Origin of the sequence: Commensalibacter papalotli (ex Servin-Garciduenas et al. 2014) (assembly GCF_000527695.1) — a bacterium.
Classification (GTDB): Bacteria; Pseudomonadota; Alphaproteobacteria; order Acetobacterales; family Acetobacteraceae; genus Commensalibacter; species Commensalibacter papalotli.
This window is the reverse complement of the sequence record NZ_ATSX01000001.1, coordinates 113,789-133,040: the sequence shown is the minus strand read 5'-3', so window position 1 is coordinate 133,040 and position 19,252 is coordinate 113,789. Positions and strand designations below refer to the sequence as shown.

12 protein-coding genes are annotated in these 19,252 nt (G+C 38.4%); 8 read left to right on the top strand and 4 right to left on the bottom strand.

The genetic code is table 11. The annotated features are described in order from the left end of the window. Nucleotides 1–106: 106 nt before the first annotated feature. Entirely contained in the window at nt 107–1,300 is a 1,194-nt protein-coding gene (locus COMX_RS00625; RefSeq protein ID WP_034335863.1) for a CCA tRNA nucleotidyltransferase, read from the bottom strand. A gap of 145 nt (nt 1,301–1,445) precedes the next feature. On the opposite strand from COMX_RS00625, the gene COMX_RS00620 reads away from it, so the two are divergent. From COMX_RS00620 to COMX_RS00600, 5 genes are all read left to right on the top strand, one after another. Next, nucleotides 1,446–2,480, top strand: a complete 1,035-nt coding sequence (locus COMX_RS00620) for an AAA family ATPase (RefSeq protein ID WP_034335860.1) — start codon at nt 1,446–1,448, stop codon at nt 2,478–2,480. Nucleotides 2,481–2,482: 2 nt separating this feature from the next. Next, nucleotides 2,483–3,475 carry a DUF58 domain-containing protein gene (locus tag COMX_RS00615; RefSeq protein ID WP_161631834.1) on the top strand — a complete coding sequence of 331 codons (993 nt, stop codon included), beginning with the start codon at nt 2,483–2,485 and terminating at the stop codon, nt 3,473–3,475. Continuing rightward, nucleotides 3,472–6,204 (top strand): DUF4159 domain-containing protein, encoded by a 2,733-nt coding sequence (locus tag COMX_RS00610; protein WP_034335856.1) that lies wholly within the window; start codon nt 3,472–3,474, stop codon nt 6,202–6,204. Before COMX_RS00615 ends, COMX_RS00610 begins: the two co-directional genes overlap by 4 nt. Beyond that, on the top strand, nt 6,204–8,300 hold the full coding sequence (locus tag COMX_RS00605; RefSeq protein WP_034335854.1) for a hypothetical protein: 2,097 nt from the start codon (nt 6,204–6,206) through the stop codon (nt 8,298–8,300). Before COMX_RS00610 ends, COMX_RS00605 begins: the two co-directional genes overlap by 1 nt. Nucleotides 8,301–8,384: 84 nt before the next feature. Further along, the gene (locus tag COMX_RS00600; RefSeq protein ID WP_051461748.1) at nt 8,385–8,969 is read left to right on the top strand and encodes a hypothetical protein; all 585 of its coding nucleotides are present in this window, start codon (nt 8,385–8,387) and stop codon (nt 8,967–8,969) included. 15 nt (nt 8,970–8,984) lie between these two features. Here COMX_RS00600 and COMX_RS00595 read toward each other — a convergent pair whose 3' ends face one another. The 3 genes from COMX_RS00595 to COMX_RS10530 form a co-directional block, all read right to left on the bottom strand. Continuing rightward, nucleotides 8,985–10,085 carry a site-specific DNA-methyltransferase gene (locus COMX_RS00595; RefSeq protein WP_034335851.1) on the bottom strand — a complete coding sequence of 367 codons (1,101 nt, stop codon included), beginning with the start codon at nt 10,083–10,085 and terminating at the stop codon, nt 8,985–8,987. Then, nucleotides 10,082–10,714: a ribonuclease HII gene (locus COMX_RS00590; RefSeq protein ID WP_034335848.1), complete on the bottom strand. Its 633-nt coding sequence runs from the start codon at nt 10,712–10,714 to the stop codon at nt 10,082–10,084. Before COMX_RS00590 ends, COMX_RS00595 begins: the two co-directional genes overlap by 4 nt. Nucleotides 10,715–10,877: 163 nt before the next feature. Beyond that, nucleotides 10,878–11,282: a DUF883 family protein gene (locus COMX_RS10530; protein WP_051461747.1), complete on the bottom strand. Its 405-nt coding sequence runs from the start codon at nt 11,280–11,282 to the stop codon at nt 10,878–10,880. A 296-nt stretch (nt 11,283–11,578) separates the two neighbouring features. On the opposite strand from COMX_RS10530, the gene COMX_RS00580 reads away from it, so the two are divergent. The 3 genes from COMX_RS00580 to COMX_RS00570 are packed head-to-tail and all read left to right on the top strand — an operon-like array spanning nt 11,579 to nt 19,243. Next, entirely contained in the window at nt 11,579–12,775 is a 1,197-nt protein-coding gene (locus COMX_RS00580) for an efflux RND transporter periplasmic adaptor subunit (RefSeq protein WP_034335845.1), read from the top strand. A gap of 31 nt (nt 12,776–12,806) precedes the next feature. Then, nucleotides 12,807–15,962 (top strand): efflux RND transporter permease subunit, encoded by a 3,156-nt coding sequence (locus COMX_RS00575; RefSeq protein ID WP_034335842.1) that lies wholly within the window; start codon nt 12,807–12,809, stop codon nt 15,960–15,962. Then, nucleotides 15,959–19,243 (top strand): efflux RND transporter permease subunit, encoded by a 3,285-nt coding sequence (locus COMX_RS00570; protein WP_034335840.1) that lies wholly within the window; start codon nt 15,959–15,961, stop codon nt 19,241–19,243. Before COMX_RS00575 ends, COMX_RS00570 begins: the two co-directional genes overlap by 4 nt. The last annotated feature ends 9 nt before the right edge of the window (nt 19,244–19,252 follow it).

Below are 19,252 nucleotides of genomic sequence, written 5' to 3'. Positions count from 1 at the left end.
AATAGTAGGCACTATATATTTTCTTTAAATATAATTACAAAAATAATCGTATATCACGATATCATCGTTCTTTATTTAACCCATTTAGCAACAAGAATTAAACGTTTTAATTTATTCTTTTATCTCTGTGGCTTTTAAACCACTTTAAACACTCTTGTTGATCTGCATAGCAACCATGATGCAACCACCATTCTTGTATTGTTTTTAAAGCTTTTCCTATATCAGGACCTGGTTGAATACCAATATTAATTAAATCCTGCCCCATAACGGGAAAAATAGGCTGTTCCATATCCATCAAAGAGTGCCGCCATAAACTCCAAGTTTGCGATTTATTATGAGACGGCATGGTTTGTAGCAACCAACTTTTCCCTATAAGTAATTCCAAATCATATTTAGTACGCAATTGTCTTTTTTGAATTTCAGTATTCAAAGGATCAATCTCATAATCTTTTTGCAATCCCCATAATAACTTTTCTTGTTTACGTGATAACCGCAATTTCTTAGCAACCACTTGACTGGAAGCTGTAACTAATCCAGCCAGTCGCAAGACCGCTTGAGGGGGAGCTCCAATCTGAACAAATTTTTGAAAAAAAGACAAATTATAACCAAAGGGCATTAACTCAGGCAAAACATCATACTGATCCATCATTCCTATAATTTGATCAGCAATCGGTCCCATTAGAATCTTTTGTAATTCTGACCATACACGTTCCGCGGACAAGTTTGAAATTAAACTATTTAAAGATTGAATGGCAGTAATGACTTCACTATCAGGTTTTCCCTTACCATATCGCGCGTAAAAACGAAAAAAACGTAATATACGTAAAACATCTTCTTGGATCCGCTCCTTAGCATTACCAACAAAGCGAATAATGCCAGCTTTTAAATCTGCTTGCCCATGATGGAAATCCCAAATATGGCCCTCTTTATCACAATACATCGCGTTAATCGTAAAGTCTCTACGTGCGGCATCTTCTTCCCAACTATTACTCCAAACAACCTGAGCGTGACGACCATCTGTCACAACATCTTTACGTAAAGTCGTAATTTCATAGGGGCAATGATTGATCACCGCAGTAACAGTCCCATGTGATAATCCTGTCGGAATCACAGAAATACCTTTATTTTTCAAAGTCTCCATCACTTTTTCAGGAGGCTCGGAAGTGGCAAGATCAATATCAGCAATAGGTTTGTTTGCCAACAAATCTCTGACAACTCCCCCCACCAAGCGCGCATCGGGCAAAGAATTCCATATTTGATTTAAATCATCTAAGCATGGTATTTTCTCTATGATACCCATTTCATAGCCTTTTTCATCAAAAAATTCGTTTTTATATATAAATATAACTAAAATATTTTACAAAACTTGCAGTATGCTCATACAATCTTTTATACTGCAACCGAGTAGATCTTTGTTATACTTTTATCTTCAATCTTAACCCTTTATGATGCACATGACCTCTTTAGACAATAATTCTATGAATGCCGAGCACCTTCCCCTTACCTCTGATGATATACAGCTGGCAGATGAGTTGGCTCCACATCTAGCCAATATCATTACCGAAACAAGCCGCGTTATTTTCGGACAACAAGAAGAAATAAAGCAAATCCTCGCCAGTGTTTTAAGTGGAGGACATGCTTTATTAGTGGGTGCCCCTGGTCTTGGCAAAACCAAATTGGTCAGCACTTTGGCAACGGTAATGGGGTTATCTGCCAAACGCGTTCAATTTACACCCGACCTCATGCCTGCGGATATCACAGGAAGTGAAATCCTAGACGAAGATTCTGAAGGCAAACGCAGTTTTCGCTTTGTTCCTGGCCCTGTATTTTGTCAGCTTTTAATGGCTGATGAAATTAACCGTGCCAGCCCCAGAACCCAATCTGCTTTGCTTCAGGCTATGCAAGAAAAATATATATCTATTGCTGGCAAAGATTATTCTTTACCAAAACCATTTCATGTATTGGCAACACAAAATCCAATTGAGCAAGAAGGCACCTATCCTCTACCCGAAGCACAATTAGATCGCTTCATGGTGCAAGTAAACTTGGGTTACCCTGATCAACAAACTGAAAAAGCCATGTTATTGGCAACCACAGGAGATCACGAAACTCAAGCACAACAAGTTATGACCCCAGAAATGTTAATCAAAACACAATCTTTGGTCAGACGCTTACCCATTGGTGAAAATTTAGTTAATAGTATTCTTAATCTAGTACGTAACGCTCGCCCAGAAACCAGTGATGATCCCTTTATTCAACAAAATATTGCTTGGGGCCCAGGATCCAGAGCTGCTCAGGCTTTGGTCTTATTATTACGTGCTCGTGCCTTACTTGATGGACGTTTAGCACCTAATCACGAAGATCTGGTCGCATTAGCCCCTGCTGTTTTAAGGCATCGTATTGCACTCACATTTGCAGCCAGGGCAGAGAATATACAGTTGAATGATATTATCCAAACTCTTTTGCAAAAAGCGATTTAATGATGGTGGAGCGTTCTTGGTGGTCGCAAATTTTACAAATAAAGTCTAATAAAAAATCGCAAAGATCGCCTCTTGCTTCTGCACAGCAATCGCATGAGCCCTCCCTTACGTCTATTGTTCCCTCGTCCGAACATTTAGCACACACTTTACCTGATTTATTATTGGCTTCTCATAAAATTGCCCGAAGTGTTCTTGCAGGCAGTCATGGCTGTAAACGTGCTGGGCAAGGCAGCCAATTTTGGCAATATCGTCATGCTTTACCTGGGGAATCAATTCAAACGATTGATTGGCGCAAATCTGCCCAAAGTAATAAAGCCTATGTCAAAGAAACAGAAGAAGAAAATACTCAAACTTTATATTTATGGTGTGATGTATCAGGATCTATGCATTGGCGATCCAGGCAAGATTTACCTACCAAACAAAACAGAGCTTTTTTATTGGGATTAACCCTGAGTTCTTTATTACTTAATGGTGGAGAACGTGTCAGATTATTACTGCCCAATCAGCAAATTAATGGCTTTCGAGGCACGCACCAGCTTTACCCACTTGCGGAGCAGTTAACACAATCTAACAGTTTTTCCTCTACCAGCCCTTTTCCAATGCCAGAGCAAGTTTCACCACATGCTTGGACGGTATTAATCAGCGATTTTTTACACCCTTATGATCAACTTGCGAACTTCTTGAAGAAAATGGCCGAGCGTCCCAGCCATCTTTTGTTAATACAAGTCGCTGACCCTGCCGAAAAAACACTTCCCTTCAAAGGGCGTATTGAATTTAGGGGGTTGGAGGGCGAAGAAGGATTGATTTTGTCCAATAATGCACAATCCTCAAGTGATTACGAAACGTTATGGGCTGAGCATCAAAAAAAACTTAAAAATCTCAGCCAAAATGTTGGTATTCCCTTATTGTATGATTTCTCTGATCAACATGCTGCTCAAACTTTATTGCAAGCATGGAATATTTTGTCAAATAAAACCAACCCAAGATTAACATGATCTTTCTTACCCCCTACCTCTTATTCGCACTTTTATTACTTCCTTTAATTTGGTTCTTTTTACGAGCAACCCCACCTCGTCCCAAAGCCCAATCTTTCCCACCTATTCGATTGTTACATCAATTACAAACCAAAGTTCAAGAATCAGTTCATGCGCCTTGGTGGTTAATACTAATGCGATTGCTTGCTGTAGCGTTACTTATTTTTGGGCTGGCAAGACCTGTATTTCCATCCAAGGATTTATCGATCCAACATTCCAAAGAACCTATTTTATTAATGATTGATAACGGATGGGCTTCGGCACCTCAATGGCAACATTTTTTAAATAATGCGTCACAAATTTTAACGCAGGCTCAACAAAAAAATACACCTGTGCATTTGTTATTAACAGCTCATGATGAACAAAATAACGCACTAATCATTAAACCATTATCCGCCAACACCAGCTCTTCAGTGCAATTTAACCCTTTACATCCAATGCCTTGGTCTGTTGATCATCAAAAAGCTGCTGACCTTATTCAAAACGCATCCCATTATAAAACGATCTATTATCTTACAGATGGAATTGAACATCCTCAGGATCAACTGTTTCAAAAAATCATAACAAAAAACTCTAATCTTTATGAAATACGCCCTCAAGAGGGAAATTTATCGCCGATCTTGTTAACGAAAAATACACAGACTCAAAATGGGTTCAAGCAATCCATTACGCTCCTATCCCAAGCACTTCCTCAAGAAATGACCATGCAAGCTTTTACGCAACAGGGTGAAGTAATCACAACGATCAAAAAGATCATACCAGCACATACAACCAAGGCCGATATTGAATTTACTTTGCCCTTAGAAGCACGTAATAAAATCGATTACATACAAATTGCCAATCATACTGGGGCTGGCAGTATTTATCTACTTGATGAGCGTGATCGTAAACATATTATCGGCTTTATTTCTAGCTCAAATAATACCAACACACCGTTCACGGGGTCTTTATATTACCTTAAGAAAGCCTTGGAGCCGCTTGGAGAAATAAAAGAAGGTTCTGTTCACGAATTACTGACGCAACCTTTATCCGTGCTTGTTGCCCCAGATACTGTTTTTTCCGACCCCAAAACTGAAAAAGAACTGCAACAATGGGTAGAAAAAGGAGGCATGTTGATCCGTTTTTCTGGAGACATTTTGGCAGGCAGTGCTTTGAATCAACAAGAAACACTTTTAATCCCCTTGCCTATGTTACAAGGAGCCAGAGAACTTGGCGGTGCTATGACGTGGGAAAAACCCCAAAAAATCGCGCCTTTTCCCAAAGAATCTCCATTTAATGGACTGAACATCCCTAAGGATGTCACCATTAGTAAACAAGTTCTAGTTAAACCTGCTCTTGATAATGATCAATATGTATGGGCGAAGCTAGAGGATGGAACGCCTTTGGTTACCCACCGCTCGACTGGTAAAGGACAGGTTATATTATTTCATACGAATAGCACACCAGATTGGTCTTCGTTACCTTTATCTAGCCTGTTTGAAGATATGTTAAATCGTCTAATTCAAATCTCTTTTGGCGTGCAATCTACACAAGCAGGAGAAATATTAAATCCAATCTTAATGTTAAATGGCAATGGATCGTTACAAGCTCCTACGCCTTATGCCAAAGCACTTTCTTTTGAAGCATTGCAAAAAGCAACCATTTCCCCCGAACATCCTCCTGGATTATATGGAAATAACGGCACAACTGTTGCTTTTAATCTGGGAGAGCATATACCTGATTTAAAAGCTTCAGCTCCTATTGGTAAGGTCATCAATTTAGGAACTGTGTCTTTATCTTATACGCTGGGCAGCCTATTTATTGTCCTCAGTATTGCTTTGTTCTTGCTTGATGTTTTAGTGAGTTTATTTCTACGAGGATATTTAAGAAAAACCACAGCAGCAAGCTCAATGACAATCATTGCTTTGTGCTGTTTAAGCTTTCATGGGTTTGCACAAACCCCCTCATCTGTTCCTGATGCAGCCCTGCATACCAGATTGGCTTATATTCATACTTCGGATCCAACAATTAATGCTGCTTCAAAGCAAGGACTTGAAGGTCTATCTAAATTTATCAATGAGAGAACTTCTTTACAATTAGCCAGCCCACAAGAGGTTGATCCAAGCAAAGATAATCTGGCCTTTTACCCTATTATCTATTGGCCTATTACAGCGGATATTCAGCCTAATCCACAACGTAATGATGCGCTAAATGATTATATTGCTCATGGTGGATTATTGGTTTTAGATACACAAGGCCATGATTCCAATTCGTCCATTGAACCATCGCATGCGGATCAATTTGCAGGAGAAGCCTCTGGCACATCACAAGCCCTGAAAATTGCAACTGAAGGTCTAAAAATCCCTGCATTATCACGTTTATCAGACAAAGACCTCCTCAGTAGAACTTTTTATATTTTACATGAATTTCCTGGACGTTATAATGCTATGCCTGTTTGGATCGCGCAAAGTAATCCTTTGGTCAATGATGGTGTAAGTTCTGTCATCGTTGGAGAAAATGATTGGGCACATGCTTGGGCTGTTAACCCAGATGCATCCCATACTTATCCCATTTTTCCCAATACCGAGGAACAGCGCAATTTGAGTTTTCGTTTTGGTTTAAATCTGGTCATGTACGCCTTAACAGGCAGTTATAAAGCCGATCAAGTCCATGTTTCTGCTTTGCTAAAGCAATTAGGAAAACAACAATAATGTTTCAATCTCTTTCCTCATTGAACCTTCATTTTGATCCATTATTGCCTGTCTGGGGAATTATTGCCCTGGCGATTGCTTGTGTTCTTGTATTGGCTTTCAGTCTTTTTAACCAATCTTACAAGGGATTAATTTGGCGTTTTATTGCTTTATTAGTTTTTTTGGTGTGGCTAGCAGGGCCTATTATTTTAAAAAATCACCGCGAAATTTTACCTCAAACGATTTTAATGGTCATGGATCAATCTGAATCTATGTCAATTGGAAAACGCACCGAAATTGCTAATCAAGCATTACAGCAATTACAAAATAAAATCCCTGCCAATACACGTGTGAAAATTATTAATTTGCATAATATTTCCCAACAAGGCACACAGCTTTTTCAAGCACTACAAAAAGCAACGAATGAAATCCCAGCCTCTCAATTAGGAGGGATCATCTTAATTACAGATGGGCAGGTGCATGATGTCCCCAAAGAGTTCCCCAAATTCCTAACGCTACCTAATAAAAAAACTATTCCTTTATATGCATTATTACCTGCCTCCAAAGAGCAAACAGACCGTAATCTTAAAATTATCCATGCACCTGCTTATACAATTGTTGGTAAAGAGGCCAAGATTCAACTTCAAGTTAACGATACAGGTGATGCCCATGAGAAATCTGCTCATTTAACCATTGTACAAGAGGACAAACAACCTATTACAATGGAGGTTCCCGTTGGTAAGCCAGAAACAATTACTATACCTGTCATGCATACTGGGAAAAATCTTATCGGACTTTCTGTTTCTCCGCTAAAGGATGAAATTACAGCAATCAATAATCATCAAACACTTTATATTAATGGTATCCGCGATAAATTAAGAGTGTTATTAGTTTCCAGCTCTCCAAACCAAGGAGAACGCGCATGGAGAAGCTTACTAAAATCTGATCCTTCTGTAGATTTAGTACATTTTACGATTTTACGGTCAGGTGAGCAAAATGAAAATATCCCTGATTCAGAGCTTGCATTAATACCTTTTCCTATTAATGAGCTTTTCATGCAAAAAATCGACCAGTTTGATTTGATTATTTTAGATAATTTTGAAAATCGCTTTGCTTTACCACCTTATTATATTGCCTCTATTGCAAATTATGTAAAAAATGGTGGTGGTCTTTTACTGATTGCTGGGCCTGAATATGCAAGCCAGTTCTCTTTACAAAACTCTCCTTTACGTTCTATACTGCCCGCCACGGTTTCCTCATCAAAAGACGTAATCAATCAAGAATTTAAACCCGAATTAACAGAGTTAGGTAAAAAACATCCTATTACCCACGATCTAGATAGAAATAATACAAAATGGGGGTCATGGTTTAGACACCTCAAAGCCAACCATACCAAAGGCCAAATTTTAATGCAGGCCCCCAATCAATCACCTTTACTGATTTTGAATCATGTAGATAAAGGTCGTATTGCATTACTTTTATCCGATCAAATCTGGTTGTGGTCAAAAGGAACTAATCAAAATGGTCCTCAGGCCGAATTGTTACGCAGGTTATCTCATTGGTTAATGAAAGAGCCTGAACTAGAAGAGGAAAGGCTTAGTGCTTTTATTAAAGATCAAAAACTTACTATTGAGCTTCATACACTCGGAAATGATGTGGGCAATAAAGAGTTTACAGTAACTTCCCCCTCAGGAACTTTGCAGCCTATTCAGCTAATCATGCACCAAAATGGTAAAGCCACCGCAACGCTTTCCACCAAAGAAGAGGGTTTGTGGAAAATAACCAACGGTAATTTAACGGCTTATGCTGCCTCTCAATCCACTGATCCTATAGAAATGACAGAATTGGCGGTTACTGGGCAGAAGCTTGCGCCCTTATTAGATAATTATGGACGTATTTATTGGTTAGGAGATGAACCCAATCAATTAAAAGTTCCTGGAATTAAAATTGTAAAAAAAGACAAAGCCAGTAATACTGCAAGCTCTATGGAATTCCCAGAACATGTCACTTATACATCAACAAAGCAATCTATTCACCATATTTTATCGCCATGGTTGGCCTTAATACTTGGATTGGGAAGCATTTTTATGGCATGGTATAAAGAAAGTTTTTCTTAAACCAACCATCAGATTAGGACTTGATTTGATACAAAGAAAAAACTACTGTCTAGGATCGATTGTAATGCCATGGGAATTAGCATCATGACTTCTCAACCTCGTTTATTGCCTCTCTTCTCCTTATTGCTAGGATCTGCCTGTATGACAATGTTGTTTGCACCTGCAAATGCACAAACCGTCACAGGGCATCCCCATGCACAAAACAACAAGCATCAACAACATCAACCCAAACAACAAAATTCTGATGATGAAGATGGGGATGATAATGCAAATCCAGGAAATAAAGATAAAAACCCAACCCAAGCTTTGTTTGATGCCATCAACACTGGCAATCTTCGCCTAGCTCAAGATGCAGTGGGTAGAGGGGCTGATTTATATGCTGAGAATATTTTAGGACAAACACCACTAGAAATGTCTGTTGATCTTAACAGAGATCGAATTACATTCTTACTGTTATCTATGCGTGGATATAATAATTCGCCTCAACAACTTTCCAGCGTATCAACTGAAGCCTCAGGTGTTACTGTTAAAAATGGTAAGGCAAAAATGTCAGTTAAAGGTAAAAATAAACACGGCACGTTGACTGCTGTAAATGGTTCGGGATCTCATCTTCAAAACAGCGGAATTCCTAAGCCAGAAGTTGGATTCTTAGGATTCCAAAACAAATAATTTAAACCTTAAAAATTAATTTTTACTTTCCATAACTTGGTTATATTTGGTGCGCAACACATCCAATGCGTGTAAAGCACCATCTTGTTCGAAATGCCAGAACGTCCATCCATTACAAGATGGTGCATTCATTACTACAGCGCCTATTTTATGGATAGAACCTCTATTATTTCCGCTAACAATTGTACTATCAGAAGTTATTGTTGCGAAAACACGCCTTTGCCGATCCATTAACACTGTTCCTGGTTGAATATAGCCTTGCTCTATCAAATTTCCAAACGGTACTCTTGGAATTTCACGTTTTGTAGGCGAAAGTTTAATATCTTTTACAGGAAGTGGCGTTTCTGTTTCAAGACGAGCTTTAATAGCCTTTAAATAGTCAGGGTGACGCTCTATTCCTATAAAACGGCGTTGCAAACGTTTTGCTACAGCTAATGTCGTTCCTGTCCCTGCAAAAGGATCTAAGATAACATCGTCAATATTCGTCGAAGACAAAAGCACTCGATATAAAAGGCTTTCAGGTTTTTGTGTAGGATGAAGTTTCAATCCATGCTCATTACGAAGACGTTCATTCCCTGTACATAAAGGTAAAAACCAGTCTGAACGCATTTGAAGATCGTCATTCAGCGTTTTCATTGCCTGATAATTAAAGCGATATTTACTATCTGCACCTTTGGCTGCCCAAATTAAAGTTTCATGAGCATTTGTAAAACGACGCCCTTTAAAATTGGGCATAGGGTTTGATTTGCGCCAAATAATATCATTTAAAATCCAAAAGCCAAGATCTTGTAGAATTGTACCAATACGAAAAATATTATGATAAGAACCAATGACCCAAATCGTTCCATCTTTACGTAATAAACGATGACATTCCTTTAACCAATCCCTGCAAAATTGATCATAAGTCGCAAAGCTTTGGAACTTATCCCACTCCTCAGTTACCCCGTCAACTACAGTATCATCAGGTCGACGCAACTCGCCTTGCAGCTGTAAATTGTAAGGTGGATCGGCAAAAATACAATCAATCGATGCCGATGGCAGCTTTTTCATTACCTGAACGCACTCCCCTTTGACCACTTGATCCAAAGGAAGATCTAACATGACAGCACCACTCATAACATTTTCGACACGAATGCCGCCTTTTTATTTAGAAAATTCATTTGAAAAGAAAGCTGTTTTACAGTAATAAAGCCTTGGCGATGATGTGGAGAACATCCATACTCTTTCAAAGCTTGACGATGAAAAACCGTTGGATAACCAACATTTTTATCCCAACCATAAGCAGGCCATTTTTTGGATAATCGCGCCATTAAACGATCACGAATAACTTTGGCAACAATAGAAGCTGCTGCAATAGAAAAAGATAATCCATCCCCTTTGATAATCGGTTGCGCCATACATCCAAAATCAGGAGAGGAATTCCCATCAACTAGCACAAGTTTAGGCGATAAAGAGAGTTTATGAACAGCTCTTTGCATAGCCAAACCTGCGGCTTTTTTAATATTCAATACTAAAATTTCAGCAACAGAGGCAGCTGCAATCCCAATGTAAGTTTGGGGCAAGTTCATAAGTTGCATAAAAATTTGCTCTCTCAAAGCTATTTTTACTTTTTTTGAATCATCTAAACGGCATCGTAACTCTTTCGGTATAAGACCTTGGAACATTACTGCTGCGGCCACAACAGGGCCCGCAATACATCCAACGCCCACCTCATCAACGCCTGCTATTTCAATTGCATAGTGCATTTGTGCTTGAATACTCTGTATCGGTTTTAAATAAAACCATAATATACTCAACGAGTCGCAAAAAAATAGAGGGAAAATAAAAAAAAGCTATTTTTCTTAAAAAAAGAAAAATAGCTACTTATATATTTAAATCATATATAATAGATAGTTTGATAAAATTAGGTTATTTATGACCACAACATCTGATCATCTTCGTTAAAACTATACCTACTAACGCTGCAACACCCAAAGAAAGAAATGGACGATCACGCACAAAATTAACCATAGATTCTAATTTTCCTTCATCGCCATATAAACGGTTAAATTCATCTTCGGCAGTAGCAGCAAAATCTTCAGCTTTACCTTGAAAACCAGAAAAATGATCATTTGCTTTATTTTTTAAATCATGAAAGCTATCTTTGGCATCATTTTTAAGATCGTGGTAACTGTCCTTGGCATCGTTTTTAAAATCATGCAAACTATCTTTTGCCTTATCAGCTGTATCTTTTAATGTGTCTTTTCCTTGGTCAATAGCAGTATCAACTTTGTCACTGACTTCTTTAACTGTATCTTTTAGATCTTTACTCATAATAAGACATTCCTCTTAAAAAAACGTTAGATATATCTTCGATACTTTAATTATGGCAACACTCTTTAACAAAGTCCATACTCAATCCATAAAATCCTTAATTTTCAATAGAAAAATATATAAAACACTGTTTTTTATCTTCGCCAAACACTATATCTTTAAGCAAAATTATGATTTATTGGTTTTTATGTAAGCTCTGTCATAAAAAAATCATTATTTTAATGCAAATAAGCCTTAAAAATGCACTCAATAAAAATATAATTTTAATAAAACTCTTTTAAAAGATCGTAAAATTAATGACGCCGACCAACTCATCACAAAATGATCATCACTCAGAAACTTCAATATCCGCTCCTCCTCGTCATTATCGATGGATTAAAAGAATTTTATTACTGATTATTTTGCTTATTATTTTGGTTATTGGATATCGTTTTATCCACTCTTCCTTTTCAAGCTCAGAGAAAAAAATAGAGGCTCTGCCCAAACCTGTTGCCATAGCGGTGGCAAAAAATACAGATATCCCCGTTATTTTTACTGAACTCGGTACCGTCATCCCCATTGCCAATATTACCGTTCCAGCCAGAACATCTGGATACTTACAAGATGTTTATTTTACAGAGGGACAAAAAGTTAAAAAAGGCGATTTACTTGCTTTGATTGATCCTCGTCCATATGAAGCGCTAAAAGCACAATATGAAGGTACATTAAAAGCAGACCAAGCATTACTTAAACAAGCCAAACTTGATAATGCACGCTATCAACAGCTATTAAAACAAAATAGCATCGCCCCCATGACTGCTCAGGATCAACAATATAAAGTTGCCCAACTTGAGGGACAAATCAAAGCTGATGAAGCCTTAATCAAGCAACAAGAGTTGAATATTATGTATTCTCATATTCGCGCATCTGCCGATGGGCGAATTGGAATTAGGCAAGTTGATGCTGGAAATTATGTAACCGAGGGTCAAAGTAATGGAATTGCTATTTTAACGCAAATGACCCCTATTTCTGTTATTTTAACTGTACCAGAAAATAAACTAAGTATGGTATTAGATGCTTTAAAAAAACAACCTGAACTCTCTGTAGAAGCATGGAATAGCGATAACACAACCAAACTTGCCGATGGGAAGACCAGCGTTATTGATAGTCAAATTGATACTTCAACAGGCACAGTAAGGATGCGTGCAATTTTCCCAAATGCTAATTGGGAATTGTTCCCTAATCAATTTGTAAATGCACATATTTTAGTAGAAACCCTTCATAACGTGCTAACCGTGCCGAATAATGCTATTCAAACAGGACCTGATGGGTCTTTTGTCTATACCGTTCAGGATAATTCTACAGTCAAGCTGCAAAATATTAAAACAGGATATAATGACGGAGAATATACTGTTATTGAAACTGGGTTAAAATTAAATGATAAAGTCGTTACAGACGGCATTGATCAGCTGCGTAACGGTGCAAAAGTAACGATTCCCCAAGATCCTCAATAATTTTATTACTCGTTAAGTTTGGATAATTCTGATGAATCCTTCACGCCTTTTTATTCTGCGCCCCGTAGCAACAACTTTGCTCATGCTTGCTATTCTGATTTGTGGAATATTAGGCTACCGTTTTTTACCTTTATCTGCTTTGCCTCAGGTAGATTATCCAACAATTGTAGTTTCGACGTTTTATCCAGGTGCTAGCTCAGAGGTTATGATGACTTCTGTCACTGCCCCTTTGGAAACACAGCTGGGCAAAATACCAGGCTTGGATGAAATGACCTCTCAATCTTCTGGAGGTGCATCCGTTATTACTCTGCGTTTTAATTTGAACATGTCCATGGATGTTGCTTCACAAGAAGTGCAAGAGGGAATTAACCAAGCCAATTCTTTACTCCCTTCTGATCTACCAACACCCCCTATTTACGCCAAGGTCAACCCTGCAGATACACCTATTTTTACCCTAGGCATCACGTCCTCAACGCTCCCTTTGACCGAGGTTGAAGATTACGTCAACACAAGGTTAGCAGCTAAAATAAGTCAAATCTCTGGCGTAGGTTTGGTTACCCTGTCAGGTGGTCAACGCAAAGCCATTCGCGTGCAGATGAATATTCCCAAATTAACATCCTATGGTATTGATTTGGACAGTGTACGTACAACTATCGGCAATGTTAATGTCAATTCACCCACAGGGAATTTCGACGGCCCACAACGTTCCATTACCTTACAAGTCAATGGACAAATTAAAAGCCCAGAGCAACTCTTAAATCAAATTATTGCCTATAGTAATGGTGGACCCATTCGTCTAAGAGACGTGGCAACAGTTGTACAAGGGCCAGAAAACACTCAACTGCAAGCATGGGCGAATAAAACCCCGGCCTTAATTTTAAATGTGCAACGCCAACCGAGTGCTAATGTTGTTAATGTGGTTGATAATATCAAAGCTATTCTGCCACAACTAGAAAACTCTTTACCTACTGGAATCTCTATTATTCCATTAACAGATCGTACAATAACCATTCGGGCTTCTATTCACGATGTAAAATTAGAATTGTTTCTGGCTGTGCTCTTGGTTATTGGGGTTATTTTCATTTTTTTAAAAAATATTCCTGCTACCATCATCCCTAGTCTTTCTGTGCCTTTATCCTTAATCGGAACCTTGGCTATTATGTATTTGCTGGGATTTTCACTGGATAACTTATCCTTAATGGCATTAACCATTGCAACTGGGTTTGTTGTAGATGATGCCATCGTTATGATTGAAAATATCAGCCGTTATATTGAAATGGGTGAAGATCGAATGACCGCAGCTCTTAAAGGATCTGCTGAAATTGGATTTACTATTATTTCTTTGACCATTTCACTCATTGCAGTTTTAATCCCTTTACTGTTCATGGGAGATGTTATTGGACGGTTATTTTATGAATTTGCAGTCACTTTATCTGTAACTATCATGATCTCTGCAATTGTCTCCTTGACCCTTGTGCCGATGTTATGCGCACGTATGTTAAAAGAACAACACGAAGTTCATCAAAAAGACACATTCTTTGACCGTTTGATTCACAAGACAATTGCCCTTTATGATCGTGGATTGCAATTTGTTTTTCGCCATCAACCTGCTACTTTAACTGTTACTATTTGTACTTTATTCCTGACTTTTATTTTAGCTTATTATATCCCCAAAGGATTTTTCCCCGTTCAAGATAATGGCATCTTGCAAGGAATGTCTGTAATGTCACAGACGTCTTCTTTGCAGATTGTATCTAAAAAACAACAAGAGCTGGCAAATGTTATTTTAAAAGACCCTGATGTTGTCAGTCTTTCCTCTTTTATAGGAATTGATGGACAAAACATGACCATCAATCAGGGACGTTTTTTAGTCAATTTAAAAGAACGCAGTAAGCGCTCTGCTACCGCCGAAGAGATCTCTAAAAGAATTAGTCTAGCAGCACATCAAGTCATTGGTACACAACTTTATCTTCAACCTGTTCAAGATTTATCTCTTGAAACATCCTTTAGTGCCACACAATATCAATTTCTACTAGAGAACCCCGATTATGACCAATTTAAAGTATGGGTTCCTCGTATTGTTGAAAAACTCAAACAAAACCCTATTTTAACAGATATTACCTCTGATCTTCAATCAGAAGGTCTGGTTGCCAACGTTCTCTTAGACCGTACCACCGGAGCAAGATACTCTATCACACCTCAAACTATTGATAATGTTCTCTATGATTCATTTGGCCAGCGTCAGATTTCTACAATTTATACTCAGTCTAATCAATACAGGATTATTCTTGAATCGGAACCAAAATTCCAAAAACAAATTAAATCCTTAAGTCAACTATATCTTCCTGGGATTAGTGGTGGCTCTACCAGCACCAGTGGCCCAACACGAAATCCAACTGCTGGTTTGGTCCCATTACTTGGGGTTACCAGGGTTGAATACTCAACAGCACCTTTATTGTTGACACATTACAAGCAATTCCCTGCTACAACCATTTCATTTAACGTTGCTAATCACGCATCTTTAGGAGAGGCAACAAGAGCTATTACCCAAGCAGAAAAAGAGCTTAACCTACCCAAAAGTTTCGTTACCAACTTTCAAGGGATAGCATCAGCTTTTGAAAAAAGCCTAAGTAATGAACTATTTTTAATTATCGCTGCTGTAGTCGCTGTTTATATTGTGCTGGGAATTTTATACGAAAGCTTTATCCATCCTATTACTATTCTTTCCACCCTCCCTTCTGCTGCTATTGGGGCGTTATTTGCATTGTGGATAGATGGCAGTAACCTCGATATTATGGGAATTATTGGTATTGTGCTGCTTATTGGTATTGTTAAAAAGAATGCCATTATGATGATCGACTTTGCCCTAGAAGCAGAAAGAGTTGAAAAAAAATCTTCTTTAGAAGCCATTCATCAAGCAGCATTACTGCGTTTTCGCCCAATTTTAATGACAACTTTGGCCGCAATGTTTGCCGCAGTTCCGATGATGCTTGGTACAGGCACGGGATCAGAATTACGTCACCCTTTGGGGGTATGTATCTTTTGGGGATTGGTCGCCAGTCAACTCTTAACCTTATTTACCATTCCCGTAGTTTATTTATACATGGAACGGATCAGTCTATGGCTGCGTAAACGCAGCTTATCACGCTATCGGCAAAAACATTCTTCGCAGAAAGCTGGGCAATGAATATTTCCAAGCTTTTTATTAAACGTCCCATTGGTACTATTTTACTAACGATTGCGTTATTATTAAGCGGGATCTTGGGGTATCGGTTATTACCTATTGCAGACTTACCTAATGTTGATATGCCTGTGATTATGATCAGAGCTCAACAAGCAGGAGGAACACCAGAACAAATTGCATCCTCTATTGCAGCCCCTTTGGAGAAAAGACTAGGACAAATACCTGGCACGAATGAAATGACCTCGCAATCCACTCAGGGACAGGTCAGAATTATTATGCAATTTGATCTGTCCCGTGATGTTAATAGCGCGGCGCGCGATGTCCAAGCCGCTTTGCAAGCTGCCAGAGCCGATTTACCAACCTCGATGCGGTCTAATCCATCTTATTTCAAGATGAATCCTGCGGCTGCACCGATTATGATTATTGCGATTACTTCTAAAACTAAAACACTTGCACAGCTTTATGACTACACTACTAATGTTTTACAACAACAAATTTCAGCTGTTGAAGGTGTTGGACAAGTTGAAATTGGTGGCAGCTCTTTACCCGCTGTTCGAATTGATTTAAATCCTTTTCCTCTATTTAAATATGGTATTGGCTTTGAAGATGTCAGGGCTGCCCTTGCCTCTACAAATGCACATACCCCAAAAGGGTTTATTGATGAAGGCAATAAACGCTTTGAAATTGCCACAAATGATCAAGCTCCTAAGGCCGATGATTATAAAAGCATCGTTATTGCATATCGTAACAACGCCCCTGTGATGTTGAAAAATGTCGCTACTATCACGGATAGTGTTGAAGATATTCATAATGCTGGATTCTATAATAATGAACCCTCAATTATTGCCGTTATCTTTCCACAAGCTGGGGCAAATATAATTGACACAACTGATGCGATTAACGCCAGGCTTCCTCAAATTCAAGCGTCATCCTCACCAGATATTAATATTCATGTTGCCATTGATCGTTCTTTAACCATTCGTGCATCATTAGCAGATACACAGATGACATTGATTCTGTCTGTGGTGTTAGTTGTCATTGTTGTATTATTCTTTTTAAGAGATCTACGCTCTTTAATTATCCCCGCCATTGTCGTGCCAACATCTATCATTGCCACCTTTGGTATGATGAAATTATTAGGCTATTCTTTAAATAATTTTTCTTTGATGGCACTGACGATTTCCACGGGATTTGTTGTGGATGATGCGATTGTTGTTTTAGAGAATATCAACCGTCATATAGAAGCAGGCTTATCTCCAAAAAAAGCTGCCCTTTACGGTGCAAAAGAAATTTCTTTTACGGTTATCTCAATCACAGTTTCTTTGATTGCAGTCTTTTTACCTATTCTCTTTATGGGAGGTATGGTCGGAAGATTATTTCATGAATTCGCAATGACTTTATCAATCGCTTTATTGGCCTCTTTGCTTTTATCTTTGACATTAACCCCTATGATGTGTGCGTATATTTTATCACGCCCATCAGCTAAAAAGAAAAACTCAACACCAACATTCACTGAAAAACTAAGCCATGGATGCGAAGCATTTTTAAATGGGCTTAGCTATTTTTACCAAGATACTTTAAAGACCGCCTTAAAACATCCTGTACTAGTCGTCCTGTCTATCCCTGCGACGATTATCCTTATGGTCTTTCTCTTTATCACTATGCCAAAAGGTTTCTTTCCAGAGCAAGATACAGGGCTGCTAATCTGTCACTTACAAGGAGATCAATCTATTTCCTTTCAAAATATGAGAAAGAAAATTATTGAAGTCCAAAATATTATTGTCTCTGACAAAGATGTACAATCTATTTCCGCTTTTACAGGGGGAAGAGCCGTCAACCAAGGCAGTATGTTTATTCAGTTAATTGATAAGGGCGATCGTAACCATTCAATTCAAGAAACTGTTGCTCGTATTTCTAAAAAACTTAATAATTTGGTCGGTGCAAAATTTTATATGACGATTCCTGGCATGGTTCGCTCTGGAGGGCGTTCCAGCAATGCAGAATATCAATATACATTGGAAAGTGACTCTTCTAAAAATTTATATGACTGGACCCCTAAACTCGTCAGTGCCTTACAAAAACATCCTGATATTCTCAGAGATGTTTCCTCTGATGTACAACAAGGCGGTGAAGCAATTGATGTTGATATTCTGAGAGATACTGCCCCTCGCCTTCAAATTACCCCTCAATTGATTTCTAATACGCTTTATGATGCTTTTGGCCAAAGAGCTGCATCGGTTATTTATAACCCGCTTAATCAATACCGCGTTATTATGGAGGTTGACCCTAAATATTCAGAAAATTCGAATATTTTAAAACAAACATGGGTCAGTATTTCTGGTGGAACGGCAGGAGGCGGCGCAACCTCTAATACTATACGTGTTTCAAACCCGAGCAGCCTTAGTCTAGAAGATCAAGTTAACCAACAAAACTTTAAAAACCAAATTGCCAATCAACTGGCTGGTGGAAATGGAGCATCGAATGGATCTGCGGTCTCTACCACCAGTCAAACGATGGTGCCTTTATCTATTGTCAGTCATAAAAAACCTGCTTTAACTTCATTAAGTGTTAATCATCAAGGTTTATTTGTATCTGCAACCATATCCTTTAACCTTGTCAAAGGTAAATCGCTCAGCGATGCCGTTCAGCTGATTAAATCTGAAACCGTTAAAATTCATCTACCTAAAAATATCTCAGGCAGCTTTGCTGGTAACGCTGCTCAGTTTCAACAAAGTAACAGTAACAGTCTGGTTTTAATCCTTGCTGCTATTCTTGCAGTTTATGTCACCCTCGGTATTTTGTATGAAAGTTATATTCATCCTATTACTATTCTTTCGACTTTACCCTCTGCTGGCGTTGGAGCTTTATTAGCACTAGATTTCTTCGGTCAAGAATTTACGGTTATAGCTTTGATCGGTATTATTCTTTTGATTGGTATTGTCAAAAAGAATGCGATTTTACTGGTTGATTTCGCTATTAATGCTGAAAAAATGGATAATATGCCTGCAAAAGACGCTATTATCTTAGCTTGTAAATTACGCTTTCGCCCGATTATGATGACTACTATCGCAGCAGCTTTTGGAAGTGTTCCTCTGATCATTGCAACGGGATATGCCAGCGAAATTCGTCAACCATTGGGAATAGCTATTGTTGGGGGGTTAATTATGAGCCAAGCACTTACCTTATACACCACACCCGTAATTTATCTTTATATGGATAGGCTGGGTAAATGGCGACCATTTAAACGTTTCTTCTCATCTCACAAAGGGCAACAACGTGTATAACGTATTTTT